This window comes from Kribbella pittospori (assembly GCF_004331465.1).
Taxonomy (GTDB): Bacteria; Actinomycetota; Actinomycetes; order Propionibacteriales; family Kribbellaceae; genus Kribbella; species Kribbella pittospori.
The window spans coordinates 315,198-329,228 of record NZ_SJKB01000006.1 but is presented as its reverse complement, the minus strand read 5'-3'; the positions used below and the strand labels follow the sequence as shown (position 1 = coordinate 329,228).

The 14,031-nt window shown below is 68.3% G+C and carries 15 protein-coding genes; 4 read left to right on the top strand and 11 right to left on the bottom strand.

Going from position 1 to position 14,031, the window contains the following annotated elements:
* Positions 1-87: 87 nt before the first annotated feature.
* Positions 88-849 carry a FadR/GntR family transcriptional regulator gene (locus E0H73_RS21010; RefSeq protein WP_131359020.1) on the top strand — a complete coding sequence of 254 codons (762 nt, stop codon included), beginning with the start codon at positions 88-90 and terminating at the stop codon, positions 847-849.
* On the opposite strand, the gene E0H73_RS21005 is transcribed toward E0H73_RS21010, so the two are convergent.
* The 6 genes from E0H73_RS21005 to E0H73_RS20980 are packed head-to-tail and all read right to left on the bottom strand — an operon-like array spanning position 755 to position 8,352.
* On the bottom strand, positions 755-2,572 hold the full coding sequence (locus E0H73_RS21005) for a GH39 family glycosyl hydrolase (protein WP_131359018.1): 1,818 nt from the start codon (positions 2,570-2,572) through the stop codon (positions 755-757). The genes E0H73_RS21010 and E0H73_RS21005 overlap by 95 nt on opposite strands.
* Positions 2,573-2,593: 21 nt before the next feature.
* On the bottom strand, positions 2,594-4,183 hold the full coding sequence (locus E0H73_RS21000; RefSeq protein WP_131359015.1) for a glucoamylase family protein: 1,590 nt from the start codon (positions 4,181-4,183) through the stop codon (positions 2,594-2,596).
* Between the two features lie 38 nt (positions 4,184-4,221).
* Entirely contained in the window at positions 4,222-5,034 is an 813-nt protein-coding gene (locus tag E0H73_RS20995) for a carbohydrate ABC transporter permease (protein WP_131359012.1), read from the bottom strand.
* Positions 5,034-6,008 (bottom strand): carbohydrate ABC transporter permease, encoded by a 975-nt coding sequence (locus tag E0H73_RS20990; RefSeq protein ID WP_238164136.1) that lies wholly within the window; start codon positions 6,006-6,008, stop codon positions 5,034-5,036. Before E0H73_RS20990 ends, E0H73_RS20995 begins: the two co-directional genes overlap by 1 nt.
* Before the next feature lie 5 nt (positions 6,009-6,013).
* Positions 6,014-7,306 (bottom strand): sugar ABC transporter substrate-binding protein, encoded by a 1,293-nt coding sequence (locus E0H73_RS20985; protein ID WP_131359009.1) that lies wholly within the window; start codon positions 7,304-7,306, stop codon positions 6,014-6,016.
* Between the two features lie 11 nt (positions 7,307-7,317).
* Complete coding sequence (locus E0H73_RS20980; protein WP_131359006.1) at positions 7,318-8,352, bottom strand: LacI family DNA-binding transcriptional regulator; 1,035 nt, start codon at positions 8,350-8,352, stop codon at positions 7,318-7,320.
* Positions 8,353-8,457: 105 nt separating this feature from the next.
* On the opposite strand from E0H73_RS20980, the gene E0H73_RS20975 reads away from it, so the two are divergent.
* A complete protein-coding gene (locus tag E0H73_RS20975) occupies positions 8,458-9,033 on the top strand; it encodes a histidine phosphatase family protein (RefSeq protein ID WP_131359003.1) in 576 nt (191 codons plus the stop codon).
* A gap of 54 nt (positions 9,034-9,087) precedes the next feature.
* On the opposite strand, the gene E0H73_RS20970 is transcribed toward E0H73_RS20975, so the two are convergent.
* Together E0H73_RS20970 and E0H73_RS20965 are read right to left on the bottom strand one after the other, a co-directional pair.
* On the bottom strand, positions 9,088-9,837 hold the full coding sequence (locus tag E0H73_RS20970; protein ID WP_131359000.1) for a hypothetical protein: 750 nt from the start codon (positions 9,835-9,837) through the stop codon (positions 9,088-9,090).
* Positions 9,838-10,158: 321 nt separating this feature from the next.
* Positions 10,159-10,716: a TetR/AcrR family transcriptional regulator gene (locus E0H73_RS20965; RefSeq protein WP_131358998.1), complete on the bottom strand. Its 558-nt coding sequence runs from the start codon at positions 10,714-10,716 to the stop codon at positions 10,159-10,161.
* 89 nt (positions 10,717-10,805) lie between these two features.
* Here E0H73_RS20965 and E0H73_RS20960 point away from each other — a divergent pair, with 89 nt between their 5' ends.
* Complete coding sequence (locus tag E0H73_RS20960) at positions 10,806-11,222, top strand: DUF4267 domain-containing protein (RefSeq protein ID WP_131358995.1); 417 nt, start codon at positions 10,806-10,808, stop codon at positions 11,220-11,222.
* Here the strand turns inward: E0H73_RS20960 and E0H73_RS20955 are convergent.
* Positions 11,198-11,962, bottom strand: a complete 765-nt coding sequence (locus tag E0H73_RS20955) for a GNAT family N-acetyltransferase (protein WP_131358992.1) — start codon at positions 11,960-11,962, stop codon at positions 11,198-11,200. The two genes, E0H73_RS20960 and E0H73_RS20955, sit on opposite strands and share 25 nt — an antisense overlap.
* A gap of 17 nt (positions 11,963-11,979) precedes the next feature.
* The gene (locus E0H73_RS20950; protein ID WP_131358989.1) at positions 11,980-12,822 is read right to left on the bottom strand and encodes an NAD(P)H-binding protein; all 843 of its coding nucleotides are present in this window, start codon (positions 12,820-12,822) and stop codon (positions 11,980-11,982) included.
* Between the two features lie 85 nt (positions 12,823-12,907).
* Here E0H73_RS20950 and E0H73_RS20945 point away from each other — a divergent pair, with 85 nt between their 5' ends.
* Positions 12,908-13,615 (top strand): helix-turn-helix domain-containing protein, encoded by a 708-nt coding sequence (locus tag E0H73_RS20945; RefSeq protein ID WP_131358986.1) that lies wholly within the window; start codon positions 12,908-12,910, stop codon positions 13,613-13,615.
* On the opposite strand, the gene E0H73_RS20940 is transcribed toward E0H73_RS20945, so the two are convergent.
* Complete coding sequence (locus tag E0H73_RS20940; protein ID WP_131358984.1) at positions 13,616-14,020, bottom strand: NUDIX hydrolase; 405 nt, start codon at positions 14,018-14,020, stop codon at positions 13,616-13,618.
* Positions 14,021-14,031: the final 11 nt, after the last annotated feature.

The window sequence follows — 14,031 nt, the reverse complement described above, 5'->3', positions numbered from 1 at the left end:
TCAGCGCCGAGCGTGGATGCGCCGGGCAGACCTCCGATGTATTGTCGCAAGACATCGGAGGTTTCCGGGCCGAGCAGGGAGGCTGGCATGCGGGTCACCGACGAGGCGATCGACCGGATCAAGCAGATGATCGTGTCCGGCGAACTGCAGCCCGGCGACCGGCTGCCGCGCGAAGCCGACCTGGCCGCGCGCCTCGGCCTGTCCCGGAACTCGCTGCGCGAGGCGGTCAAGGCGCTGGCGCTGATCCGGATCCTCGAGGTCCGCCAGGGCGACGGGACGTTCGTGACCAGCCTCGACCCGTCCCTGCTGATGGAGACGATGGGGTTCGTCCTCGACCTGCACCAGGACGCGTCGGTGCTGGAGTTCTTCGAGGTACGCCGGATCCTCGAGCCGGCCGCGGCCGCGCGGGCCGCGCTCCGGATGCCGGACGAGGACGTCATCGCGCTGCGCAAGCTGCTCGATGACCTCGGCGAGGAACCGTCCGCGGACGATCAGCTCGCCTGTGACGTGGAGTTCCACCGGCTGCTCGCGATCGGCAGCGGCAACCGGGCGCTGGCCTCGATCATCGAGAGCCTGCGTCAGCCGACGTACCGGGCCCGGATCTGGCGCGGCCTGACCCAGACCGGTGCCGTCGCCCGGTCAGTGGCCGAACACCGCTCCATCCTCGACGCCATCGCCGCCCGCGAACCCGAGGTCGCGCGGGCCTGGGCGACGGTCCACATCGCCGGTGTCGAGCGATGGATCCAGGACGCGGTCAATCTTGACGCTGACGGAGCTCCACCAGGACAGCGGACGGCATCGGGAGGGTCAGCTCGAGTGCTGAGCCGTTCCACTCCAGCGGAGTACTGACCATCCGGCTCCGGTCGGCCAGCTCGGCCAGTTCCTCGTCGGAAGGCCAGTCGCCGATCCCGAGGTCGGCGGCGGCTGCGACGAGATCGCCGACACCGGTGCCGAGTGTGGTGACAGTGGCCTGCCAGGACGGATCCACGTCGGGCAGCTGCACGTGGACCGTCCTGGACAGTTCCGGTGCCCCCGCCGACTTGGTCTGGTCGAGGGTCAGATTCCACAGCAGTACGGCGATCCGGTCGTCATCGCGGGAGGCCCACGCCTCCACCAGACTGCCGCCGCCGTCACCGCTCCACGTCACCGGCAGCTCGACCGGCCCGAGCCGGCTCAGCAGGCTCATCGCGTGGTACCGGGGTTTCGCCAGTCCACCAACGGTCTGCAGGCCGAAACCGCCGTGCAGGAATCGCGGCGGACGGCCGAGCTCCTCGAAGTGATCGGACGCGACCCAGTACGCGAGCGCGTCGACCCGCCCGGCCGCCGACTTCATCCCGCGCAGCAGGAACACCCCGGAGAACACCGAGTCGTTGATCGGGTTGAAGTGCGTCGGAGTCACGCCCCACTCGGTCCACAGGATCCGCGCGTCACTGAACCCGTGCCGATCCAGCGACGCCTGCACATCGAGAGGCGGACTGCCGTAGGTGTGCGTCGACACGAAGTCCACCGGCGTCCCTTCGGCCGCCGCGTGGGCGAGCAGGTCGTCCACCCAGCCCGCCGCGGCCGACGACGGCCCACCGATCGCGAGTCGCTGGTCCACCGATTTCACGGCCGCCGCGGTCACGTCGTACAGGTGCAGGTACTCCGCCTTCGTGCCGGACCAGAAGACCTCCAGGTTGGCCTCGTTCCACACCTCGAAGTCCCAGGTGAGTACCTCGTCGAGGCCGTACCTGTCCACGAGGTGCTGCACCAGCGCGCGGACCAGGTCGTGCCAGCGCTCGTACGACTTCGGCGGCGAGATGATCGCGCCGTACGCGAACACGGTCCTGTCCGGATCACTGGCCAGATCCCGCGGCATGAACCCGAGCTCGACCACCGGCCGCAGCCCGATCGCGAGCAGCTTGTCGTAGATCGCGTCCACGACCGAGAAGTCGTACGCCGGTTCGCCGTCGACCTCGGCGTACACGCGGGTGTCGTCATGGAAGATCGCATGCGCGCGGACCGTTCGTACCCCGATCTCGTCGTGCATCCGGCGCAGTGCCTGCTCCAGCTCCACACCGATCTCGTGACCACCGGTGAAGTCCGTGCAGAGCAGCTGGCTGAGTCGTTCGCTACCGACCATCGGAACCCAGGGCTTCGCCAGCTCAGTGCCCTCGGCAACCGTGTCGACGGTCACCGAGACCACCGGGACGGTGCCATCGGCAACCAGTGGCGCGGCGCTGACTGTGCTGCTCGGACGGCCGCTCGCGGTCACCTCGGGGACGCTCGCCACCGCATACCGGTACGGCGTCCCCGGAGTGCACGTGGTGTCGACGTACGGCGCTGCCGGGACCGACAGGATGTCTCCGCTGTGGTGATCGACCGGCTCGAGTGGCCCGTGGTCGCCGGTGGCCCGCAGGATCAGGTACCCCGCGGCTCCGTCCACCGGCGTCCAGTCGATCGTCACCTGACCGGCGCCGCCGGTCGTGGTGACCTCCTTCGGCGGATCCAGGTCCGGGAAGGCGAACGCGCGCTCCTCGTCGGAGCGGAGCGCGATCCGCGCGTCCCAGTCGGTCTTGGCCTCGTTCTGCATCAACCAGCTCTCCCGTTCGTCTCAGACGCCCTCTGACTCGAGCCCGGACTCGAACTGCTCCATCGCGATCAGCGGCCGGATCCGGCGCTCGACCGTCTTGGTGCTGAAGTTCCGCCGGACCACGTCGTTGGCGAAGACGTTGCCGATGGCACCCATCACCATCGCCTGGTCGAGCGCGAGGTACCGCTGGGCGATCAGCCCGGACCGGACCGCGACCGAGTCGTAGAAGCCGCCGGCGCCGTATGCGTGCAGGTTCGTCTCGATCCGGCGAAGGTTCTCGATCGCCTGCGCCGGTGCGTACTGCATCGCCAGGAACGCGGCGTGCGGGGTGACCACGCCGTCGCCGAAGGTCGGATTCGGGTTGACGCCCTCGCGGCAGCCCTCGAACCCGGCGTCGAAGTTCGTCGCCTCCAGGTCGGACGGGTAGCCGCCCGGGTCCATCCCAATCGCCTCGACACCGTAGACGGAGTACCCGCCCTTCGGGTTCGACGCCGGCGAGAAGCCCCAGTAGCCGTACTTCGCATCGTCCAGGCCGTGCTCGATCTGCGCGCGCACCGTCAGCGGGTGGTTGATGCCCCAGCTGCGCGGTGCCCAGGTCGCCTCGGGGATGAACAGATCGGGCATCAGCGACTCGAACATGTCGCCACCCCAGGACGGCACGAGCCGCATCCCGCGGTACGAGTAGGTGCCCTCGAACACGTCGAGGCCGAGGTACGTCCGGTGCACGCCCTTCGGCTTCTGCTCGACCCAGGACCAGTCGCACGAGTCCGGGAACGTCCGGTACGTCGCGAAGTACTGCGTGTGCGGGACCTGGCCGAGCGCGAATCCCATGTAGCCGGCGATCCGGGCCTCGGTGTTGCAGGTGTCGTAGTGGAACTTGCGGTAGTACACGTCCGGGCCGGTGCCGGCGTGGTTTCCCTTGTCGGTCTCCTCGTCCGGCGGCGGCGTCTCGAAGAAGCCGCCGCGCATGAGTCCGCCGGGCCGGGCCGCGGGGTTGTAGTAGTAGGCGAAGTTCATCTTGCTGAGCAGCGAATCGGCCAGCGCGCGGGCTCCCGGCTCGGCGTTGCGGACCACCATCAGCGCGCAGGCGAGCCAGCCGTTGTCGACACTCGAGACGAACGGAGTGATCGGCTTCGTCCCGTCCGGGTCGACGAAGCGCACCTCACCGGTCGATTCGTCGTACCAGTTGAAGAACATGCCGCTCGGCTCGTGGTGGTCGACCCTCGACATCGTGGTCAGGGTCTGGGTGATCCGGCGCAGCGATTCCTTCGGCGAGATGATGCCGAGGTGACGGGCGACGACCGTGCTCCACAGGTAGCCGCCGATGTTGGTGGGGGAGGTGTACTGACTGCGGACCGGGTTCGTCACCGAGGAGCCGATGTTGTCGGCGGGCAGGCCGGTCGTCTCGTCGGTCATCGCGACCAGGCTGCGCCAGGTGTCTCGTGCCCAGCGCCCGACCAGGGCCTTGTCCTCACGGCCCGGCTTCCAGTTGCCCTTGAGGAGGGCGGCCGGGTCAGGCGTCCCGGCGTACGTCGTGCTTGCGGTGGTGCCGATCAGCGCGGCGGCGCCGCCGGCGGCGAGCAGGGTACGGCGACTGATGTTGGCGGTCATCCAAGTCTCCAGAGGGTTATTTGAGTCCGGTGCTGCGTCTATTTCAGTCCGGTGATGGCTATGCCCTTGGTGACGTGCCGCTGGAAGGCGAGGAACATCACCAGCACCGGCAGGACGACCACGACCGCGCCGGCCATCAGCAGGCCGTAGTTCTGCGCGTTCTGGCCGGTCGAGTACAGCGCCAGGGCGACGGGAAGGGTGTACTTGTCCTCGGTCTGGGCGATCACCAGCGGCCAGAGGAAGTTGTTCCAGGAACCGAGGAAGGTCAGGATGCCGAGCGTGGCCAGGGCCGGCCGTGTCAACGGCAGCATGATCCGGCCGAAGATGCCCAGCTCGCTGGTGCCGTCCACCCGGCCGGCGTCCATCAGGTCGTCCGGCAGGCCGGAGAAGAACTGCCGCATCAGGAAGACACCGAAGGGCGACACCAGGAACGGCAGGATCAGGCCGGGGTAGCTGTTCGCCAGCCCGGCGTTGGTGACGAGCACGAACAGCGGGACGAACGTGACCATGCCGGGGATCATCAGGGTCGCCAGCACCAGCACGAAGAGCGCGTCGCGGCCCTTGAACCGCAGCTTGGCCAGCGCGTAGCCGATCATCGAGCAGAACGTCAGGTTCCCGGCCGTCACGATCAGCGCGACCACGGTCGAGTTGAGGAAGTATCGCGGGAAGCTTGCCTTGTTGAACAGGTCGCCGTAGTTCTGTGTGGTCGGATTGTCCGGCCACCAGGTCGGCGGGACGCGGAGCAGTTCGCCCTGCGTCTTGAAGCTACCGAGCACCATCCACAGGAACGGCGCCGCGACGGCCACCAGGCCGAGCACCCCGATCAGGTAGACCCACCAGGTACGGCGCATCACTTCTCCCTCAGCAACCGGAACTGGATGAACGTGACGACGGCGATGACGACGAACAGGATGTAGGCCATCGACGTGGCCAGGCCGTAGTTGCCGAACCCGAACTGCTGGTACGTGTACATCGACACCGACAGCGTGCTGTTCAGCGGACCGCCCTGGGTCATCACCAGCGGCTCCTCGAAGAACTGCAGGTAGCCGATCCCGGTGGTCACGCTGGTGAACAACACGGTCGGGCGCAGCAACGGCAGGATCAGGTACCGGAATCGTTGCCAGGAGCTCGCACCGTCGATCTGGCCGGCCTCCTCGACGGTCTGCGGGATGCCTTGCAGACCGGCCAGGAAGATGATCATCGCGGAGCCGAAGTTGCGCCAGACCGCCATCGCGATCAGCGACGGCATCGCCAAAGTCTTCGATGCCAGCCAGTTCGGCCCGTCGATGCCGAACCAGCCGAGCACGGTGTTCACCAGGCCGGAGTCGGGCGCCAGCACGAACCGCCAGATCACCGCGATCGCGACGATCGACGTGACCACCGGCAGGTAGTAGCCGACCTTGAACAGACTCTGGAACCGCTTCACCCCGCGGTCCAGCAACACTGCGGCCGCCAGTGCGACGACCAGTGTCAGCGGTACGCCGAGGATCACGAAGTACGCCGTGTTGAACGCGGCCTTGCGGAAGGTCTCGTCCGACAACGCCTTCACGTAGTTGTCGAACCCGACCCCGTTCACCGCGAACGGCGTCCGCAGATCCCGCTGCCGCATGTCGGTGAAGCTCATCCCCAACGACCCGAGCACCGGCCCGGCCGTGAACGCGAGGAACAGCAGCACGAACGGAAGGACGAGCACCCACGCCGCAAAGGTCTGGCGATCCAGCCGCCTGGTGCGAGGACGCGAACGGACCGTGCTCGCGCCTCCACCCGATGGCGGTCCTCCCGACGAGGTCCGCAGCGCCTCGTCGGGAGCTGTGTCATGAACCATCGGGATCAGCTACCGGTGCCGATCGACGATGCCTTGGTCTGGGTGGCTTTGGCGGTGTCGGCGGGGGACTGGCCCGACTTCGCCATCTTCTCGATCTCGGTGTCGAACGCGTTCGCGACCTGCTCCCAGTTCACCACCGCGGGCGGCGCCTTCGCGCTCTCCAACTGCTTGCCGAACACCGGCAGCAGCGGGTCGGAGGCGATGCTCGGGTCCTGCCACGCGCTCTTCACCGCCGGCAGGTCGGACGACATCTTGAACCACGCCGCCTGCGTCTTCGCATCGGACAGGAACTTGACCAGCTTCCAGGCGCTGTCCTTGTTCTTCGACGTCTTGAACACGACGAAGTTGGACCCACCAACGAATGACGTCGAGGTCTTGTTCTTCGGGATCTCGAACACGCCGATGTTTGGCTTGATCGCGTCCCCGCCGAGCTTGGCCACCGACCCGGCCATCCACGGCCCGGAGATGAACATCGGCACCTGGCCGCTGACGAACTGCGCCTCGGTCTGGTTCGGCGGCAGGTCGGTCCCGGCCAGCTTCTCGGTGAAGAAGCTCTGGTAGTACTTCAGCCCCTCCTGCATCTCCGGGGTGTCGAAGGTGAACTCCTTCTCGTCGTCCGTGGTGAGGTTCGCGCCGGCGGACCAGGCGAACGGCATCACGGTCTGCCAGGAGCCGGTACCGCCCGGCTGCAGGTTGATCCCGTACTTCGCGCCGGCCTTCTCCTTCATCGCCTTGGCCATCGCCTTCAGGCCGTCCCAGTCGGTCGGCGGCGTGGTGATCCCGGCCTTCGCGGCCAGGTCCTTGCGGTAGTAGACCAACCGCGTCTCGACGTACCACGGAACGCCGTACTGGGTGTCGCCCACCTTGGTGGTGTCCAGCGCGCCGGGGTAGAAGCCGCCGTTGTCGAAGCCCTGCGGGGTCGGGTCGAGCGCGCCGAGGTCGGCGAACTCGCCCATCCAGGTGGTGCCCACCATCGCAGCGTCCGGCAGCGACTGCGCCGTGATCGCGGTGGTGAACTTGCTGTGCGCGGCGTCCCACGGGATCGGCGTGACGGTCACCTTCACGCCTGGGTTCGCCGCCTGGAACTGCTGCATCAGCTTGGGCAGGTTCTCGCCCTCGGTCCCCATCGCCCACACGGTCAGATTGCCGGTGGCGGGTCCTTCGCTGACCGTCGTCGTCGCCTGTGAACCCCCGCTCGGGGTGTCCTCGGACCGGCCACATCCCGCAAGTGCGAGAGCTGTGGCGGTGAGCGCAGCGCTGCCGATCACCAATCGGCGGCGGATGCTGTGGGTGAACATGTGTTGTCTCCTCACTCGGTTCCTGCTGCATCCCCCGGTTGCGCCGTGCCACAGCTGTCCCGTAGCACGAGTTGCGTCGCCAGTACGTCGTTCCGCGCCCGGGTCCGTTCCCCGGTCACGCGTTCGTGCAGTCGTTGTGCCGCGAGCCGGCCGAGCTCGATCATCGGCTGCCGCACCGTGGTGAGCCCCGGCGACACGTACCGCGCGGCCATCACGTCGTCCCATCCGGTCACCACGATCTCGTCCGGTACGCCGATGCCCGCCGTACGCAACGTGGTCAGTGCGGCCAGCGCGAGCTCGTCGTTCGCACACACCAGCCCATCCGGCCATTGTGTTGCCTTGAGCACCTTTTCGGTGAGTTGCGTGCCCGCTTCCTCGGTGAGCGGGACGCGCTCGGGCTCCGGCGGTTCCAGCCCGCGACGGGCGTGGGCCCGGGCGAACCCGGCGTACCGCTCGGAGACGTCGTACGAACTGGCCGGATCGCCGACGAACAACAGGTTCGTCTGCCCGTGATCGAGCAACCTGTTCGTCAGCTGCTCGGCGCTGGCCGCACTCTCGCTGCGGACCGAGTCGCAACCGGTCATCGGGGGATGGGCGACCAGCACCAGCGGGGCGCCCGTCTTGCGGAGGTCCTGGATCGTCGGCAGATCCAGAGCGTTGCCATGGACAACTATCCCGTCGACCCGGCCGGCCAGGTCACGCACGCTGCGGCGGGGATCCGGGTGGCCGTGGGTCACCGTGATCACCACGCTCTGGCCGTGCTCGCCGGCCCAGCGTTCGTAGCCCATCAGCAGGTCGCCGTAGAACGGGCCGGCCAGGTCGGGCAGAACGAGCCCATGCGCCTCATGCCGTTGTACCGCGAGGCTTCGGGCGGCGCGCAGCGGTACGTAGTTGAGCTCCTGCGCCGCCTGGTCGACCCGGGCCCGCGCCTTCTCCGACACCGGTCCGGTCCCTTGCAGGACACGCGAAACCGTCGCGATCGACAGCTTCGCGCGGGCCGCGACGTCGTAGATCGTCGCCGGCCTCCCGCTGGTTCCGGATGCCACGTGCTCGCTCCTGAGGGTCGGAGTGGAAGCGCTTACAGTTTCAGACCCTGCCCTGCTCCAGGTGCATCGGTCAAGACCTCGGCCCGGATCTGCGACGATGAAAGCGTGACCACACCGGAACGAACCGACCAGCTCTTCCTGGTCCGGCACGGCGAGACCGAGTGGAGCCGGTCCGGCCGGCACACGTCCGTCACCGACCTTCCGCTGACCGCGGACGGCGAGCAGGTCGCGGCGTCGCTGAAGCAACGCCTGGCGGCCGAGAACTTCGACCTGGTCCTCACCTCACCGCGACAACGGGCCCGGCGTACGGCGGAGTTGGCCGGCTATCCGGACGCCGAGGTCGACGACGACCTGGTCGAGTGGGACTACGGGGACTACGAAGGCATCACCACCGCGGAGATCCGCGAGACCGTGCCCGGCTGGACGGTCTGGGACGATCCCGTACCCAACGGCGAAACCCCGGCGCAGGTGGCGGCCCGCCTCGACCGCGTCAACGCCCGCATCGCCGCTGTCTCCGGCGACGTCCTCGTCTTCGGCCACTCCCACGCCCTCCGCGCCCTCACCGCCCGCTGGCTGGAACTGGACGTCACCGAAGGCCGTCACTTCGTCCTCAACACCGCCACCATCTCAGTCCTGGGCTGGGAACGAGGCTCCCCAGCCGTCCACCACTGGAACAACTAAAGGCTCTTCCCGGAAACAATTCGCCGCTGAGCGACGCTTTCTTTCCGAAGACCGTCAACGGACCGGGCAGGACGACCCGCACCGCTTCGCCGCCAAGGCCGGCGCCCGCCGACGCAGGACCTGCAGCACCTGAACGGCGGCCTCGCACGGCCGGCCGGTGACGTCGAACCACCCGTAACGCAGCGTCGACTCGGTCCGCAGCGTGGCACGGTTGTCCCGATCGAGGTCACGCCACCGCTGCCGTGGGAGCAGGTGGAGACGCCCGTCAAGCTCAACCACGAGCTCGAACCCGGCGTAGAACACGTCCGTGAACTCGTGGTCCAGCGCGCGTTGCCGCTGCCCGGTCGGCAAGGCATGCCGGCGCTCGACATCGCGCAGGTAGCGCAGCTCGAGCAGGGAGTGCGACCCGGCAGCGACATCTTCGATGATCGGCCGTAGCGACCGGCGATGCCGCAACCGCGGACGGCCGGCCAGCGCCCGTACGATCTCCGCGGGAGCGACTCGGCCGCTCTGACAGGCCTCGGCGATCACCGCCGCCGCCCGGTCAAGCGATCGTGTGATGTCCTCGATGTCGAGGACGGCGTGCGCCGGAGTCCGTCGGGGCGGTACGACGGCGGCGAGGCGAGCCGCCCACTTCTGGTCGCGATGTACGACGAGATTCGGCTGCCGCCTGACTCGGCGGTGTTCCGGGATCGTCACGTACACCGGGCGGTTGCTGTCCGGGGTGATCAGACCGAGCTGCTCCGCCGCGGTGTAATGGCTCCACGCCGCCTCGGGGCCGGAGTAGAGCAGGGCCGCCAGCAACTGCTCGTCGTACCCGATCGGTCCGGTGTGGGTGGCGTATACGATGAACGGTCTGCCAGCGTCGAGCCCGCAACGGCTGCCGGATCCGCGCCTTGGACCAGCCGGCGGCGGACAGCTGGACGCGCGACACGATCCGCTGCTGGTCGTGGATCAGCGCATCGATGCCCTCGTCCGCGAGCTGTCGCCGCCACCACCAGTCCATCCGCTCAAGCGTGACGGATTTCGCCGGCCCTCGCCGAGGCGGCTGTGGACAACCGCTTCGTACCGTCGCTGTCCGGAAACAATTCGCCGCTGGGCGGCGATTAGTTTCCGCGAAGGGGTTCAGCTGTGGCTGATCGCGGCGATCAGGTGGTCGAGGCGTTGCTGGTGGTGGGTGGGGCGGAGGCGGGAGTTGTTGGCGAGGGTGGCCAGGCCGTGGAGGGAGCTCCAGAAGACCTCGGTGAGGGTCTCGGGGTCGTCGGGGGCGAAGGGGGTGACGACGGCCAGGATTTCGCCGAACGTCGTCCGCAGGATCTCGGGAGTCTCGGCGTGTCCGAACAGCAGGTCTGTGTGTCGTACGAACATCGCGTCGTAGACGGCCGGGTGCTCCTCGGCGTACCGCAGGTAGGCCTCGGCCAGGCCGCGTAGGCCGTCGCGTTCCCGACCCGCGCGGAGTCCGGCGGCCAGTTCGTCGAAGCCCTCGAGTGCCACGGCGGTGGAGATGGCGTCCATGTTCTTGAAGTGGCCGTAGAGGACGGGCTGGCTGTAGTCGACGGCTTCGGCCAGGCGGCGGGTGGTGACGGCCTCCCACCCTTCGGCCTCGGCGAGGTCGCGGGCGGTCCGGACGATCAGCTCCCGCCGCTCCTCCCGCGCCCGTTCCCTGCGTGTCTGACTCGGCATAGACCGGATCTTAGCACCGCTAGACAATCTAGCAACGGCAGTGTTAGCGTCGCTAGGGAAGTTAGCAGCGCTAGATCAAGGAGTCAGTCATGCGTCGTTTCGTCACCGTGCTCACCGTCCTGCTCGGCCTGTTCCCGATCTCGTTCGGCCTGTGGTTCCTGTTCGACGGGCACAGCGCCGCAGCCGGGTTCGGCATCGATCCCTGGCCGACCGGCACCGCAGCCGGGTACTTCCCCGTGAAGGGGATCCGCGACACCGTCTACGGCCTGATCATCCTGGTCCTGTTCGCACTTGGTGAACGTCGTGCCACCGGCATCGTGATGGCGCTCGCCACACTCATCCCGGTCACGGACATGATCGTCGTCCTGACCCACGACGGGCCGGTCGCCACCGCGCTCGGCGTCCACGGCCTCACCGCCGTGGTGGTCCTCTTCGACGCCTGGCTGTTGCTCCGCGAACGCTCCGCAGTTGCGGCCGTTGCTCAGCCGGTTGGCGCCCACTCGTAGAGGTCGATCGTGCAGTACTCGCGGAACCCGAGCCCGGCGTACACCGACCGCCCGGCCGGAGACGATCCCAGTACGCCGTACTCCGCGACGCCGGCGGCCTCGCGGAGGGCGGCGTACGTGATCGCCGCGCCGATCCCGCGCCGCCGCGCCTCGGGGACCGTCATCACGAAGTACACCCCGGCCACGCCGGCGCCGAGGAAGATCGTGGTCGTCGCGACCGGCTCACCGTCGAGCCGTCCGAGGTAGTGGCGCCACGGATCGCCGTACCCGAGCTTGCGGTAGACCTCGGCGACCCACCGAGCCTCCTTCACGCCCTCGCCGAACCCGCGCCCGAGCGTCGCCTCCCACGTCGCGAGCTCCTCGTCGTCCCGCACCCGCGTGATCTCCAGCCCTGGTACGTCGGCCGGCGTACGCAGCTCGTCCAGCCGCACCGCCATCCCGGGCTCACTGCCACCGAACGCGAAGCCGCCGGCGGCCAATCGCTCGGCCAGGTCGCCCGATTGCATCGACGGACCGACGTGCCAGGTCCCTGGTACGCCGTGATTCCTCAGCTCAGCAAGGGATTCCGCGATCACCTGCTTGCCGGTCGCCCCGACCACCGCGTTGTGATAATCGATCGGCGAACCTCCGATCGTCCATCGCGCTGCCGCGTCGTCCCGCTGCACACCACCTCCGGCGGCCCCCATCGCCATCAGCAGTTCGGCCGCGTTCTCCTCGATCGCCTGCACGACGTTCTCCATCGGGTCAGTCTGGCCGATCACCCGAACGCAGCGCGATTGCTTTCCACCCAGCCGCGGAAGCTGCGGGCCGGGCGCCCGAGCACCCGCTCGACATCGGCGGTCAGCGTCTTCTCGCCACCGCTCCTGATCAGCTCGGCACCCCGGATCGCGACCGACACCACCGCCTCGTCCATCCCCGCGGCCCGCATCTGCTCCGCCGCGACCTCCAGCGGTACGTCGCTCACCGCGAGATCCCGGCCGAGCACCTCCGACACCTGCGTTACCTGATCAGGCACACTCAACAGTTCCGGCCCGGTCAGCGTGTAGATCTGCCCGTCGCAATCCGCCGACAGCAGTGCCTCGGCCGCGACGGCGGCGACATCACGCGGATCCACGAACGCGTGCACGCCCGAGCCGGTCAGATTGGGGATCGGTTGTCCGGTGCGGATCGCCGGCACCCAACGCAGGGCGTTCGACGCAAAGCCGGCCGGTCGCAGGATCGTCCAGGCCAGCCCGCTCTCGCGGACTGCCTGCTCACCGGCCGCATGCCAGTTGCCTGCCATACCCTCATCAGTGCTGCCGATCGCCGACAACTTGACGATCTTCCGTACGCCGGCCTCGGCCGCGGCCTCCACCATCGCCCGATCGTGTACCGGCACCCGTGGCCCCGGTGCGCTGAGCAGGAAGACCTCGCGCACATCCTCAGTTGCTTGCCGCAACGATGCGGGATCCTCGAAATCCCCTTGTGTGATGGCGATGCCGGCAGATGGTTGCATGCGGCCCGGTTCGCGCGTCATCGCGCGGACGGGGATGCCGCGGGCAACCAGTTGACGGACGAGCTCGCTTCCGATGGTGCCGGTGGCACCGGTGACCAGGATCATGGGATCACTCTGCGGAGTACGCCGTACCGCTGGATAGGAACTTTCGGTACTACGGACTGGGCCGACGACTGGCTAGGCTCGAACCGTGCGCGCACTGGAGCCCTGGGTCGAGGAGATCACCCTGCAACGCTGCGACGCGTCGATGATCGTGCTCCCACCGGACCCCGCGACCACGGTGGTGTGGCGGATCAACGCCGCCGGGGAGAGCGACGTACTGATCGCGGGTCCGCGGACCAGGGCGTCGTACCACTCGGGCAAGGAACTGCCCGTCTGCCTGCGGCTGCGGATCCGGCCCGGGCGGGCGATGCCGCTGCTGGGGACTGCCGCCGATGAGTTGGTCGACCGGATCGTGCCGCTGAGCGACGTGTGTGCGACGGCTGCAGGGCTTTCGGAGCGGCTGGATCGCGATCACCCTGAGCAAGCGGTTGCGGTCATCGGGAGCCATCTGCTCGAGCGGCTCCCACGCCGGCTGCCCGAGCGGTTCGAGTTGATCGGCGAGGCGGTGGAGGAACTCTCGTCGCCCCGGAGCGTGGGGGAGACCGCAAGCCGCCTCGGTGTGAGTGATCGGTATCTGCGCCGGATCTTCCGGCAGGCCGTTGGGCTGTCACCGAAGCATTTCGCCCGGATCGCCCGCGTGCGTGGCCTCATCAGCCAGGACCGCCGCTCCTGGTCGACCGCGGCCACGGGGGCGGGGTACGCCGATCAGTCCCATCTGATCGCCGATTTCCGCGCGCTGATGCGGGTCACTCCGGCTGCGTTCGCCACCGGCCGGGTCCCGGTCACCAACTGCTGATCAGCCGGGGAGCGCGTTCCACTGCTCCAACGTGGAAACGAGCAGAGTTGTGGTCGACAGGGCGAGGAACTCGGTGCGGGTGACGAACTTCGCGTCGGTCGCGTCGTCACCGGGAGTGAGTGTGCCGCCGACCGCGGTCGCCTCGTAGTCGCGGATCACGTACAGCTGGCCCTTCGGCCCGTCGCGTTCGACCTCACCGACCATGGCCCCGACCTGCACGGTCAGACCGGTTTCCTCGGCGACCTCGCGCGCCACCGCGGCCGGATCGTTCTCACCCGGCTCGACCCGTCCGCCAGGGAGGGACCACAGCCCGCGGCCGGGTTCATTGGCCCGGCGCACCACGAGCAGCCGGCGCTGCTCGTCGTACACGAGAGCACCCACACAGTCGACCCGCTCGGCATCCATGCGACGGCAGG

Coding starts and splice junctions, on each gene's coding strand:
- E0H73_RS21010 (WP_131359020.1), top strand. CDS start 88: ATGCGGGTCACCGACGAGGCGATCGACCGGATCAAGCAGATGATCGTG.
- E0H73_RS21005 (WP_131359018.1), bottom strand. CDS start 2,572: ATGCAGAACGAGGCCAAGACCGACTGGGACGCGCGGATCGCGCTCCGC.
- E0H73_RS21000 (WP_131359015.1), bottom strand. CDS start 4,183: ATGACCGCCAACATCAGTCGCCGTACCCTGCTCGCCGCCGGCGGCGCC.
- E0H73_RS20995 (WP_131359012.1), bottom strand. CDS start 5,034: ATGCGCCGTACCTGGTGGGTCTACCTGATCGGGGTGCTCGGCCTGGTG.
- E0H73_RS20990 (WP_238164136.1), bottom strand. CDS start 6,008: ATGGTTCATGACACAGCTCCCGACGAGGCGCTGCGGACCTCGTCGGGA.
- E0H73_RS20985 (WP_131359009.1), bottom strand. CDS start 7,306: ATGTTCACCCACAGCATCCGCCGCCGATTGGTGATCGGCAGCGCTGCG.
- E0H73_RS20965 (WP_131358998.1), bottom strand. CDS start 10,716: ATGCCGAGTCAGACACGCAGGGAACGGGCGCGGGAGGAGCGGCGGGAG.
- E0H73_RS20960 (WP_131358995.1), top strand. CDS start 10,806: ATGCGTCGTTTCGTCACCGTGCTCACCGTCCTGCTCGGCCTGTTCCCG.
- E0H73_RS20955 (WP_131358992.1), bottom strand. CDS start 11,962: ATGGAGAACGTCGTGCAGGCGATCGAGGAGAACGCGGCCGAACTGCTG.
- E0H73_RS20950 (WP_131358989.1), bottom strand. CDS start 12,822: ATGATCCTGGTCACCGGTGCCACCGGCACCATCGGAAGCGAGCTCGTC.
- E0H73_RS20940 (WP_131358984.1), bottom strand. CDS start 14,020: ATGGATGCCGAGCGGGTCGACTGTGTGGGTGCTCTCGTGTACGACGAG.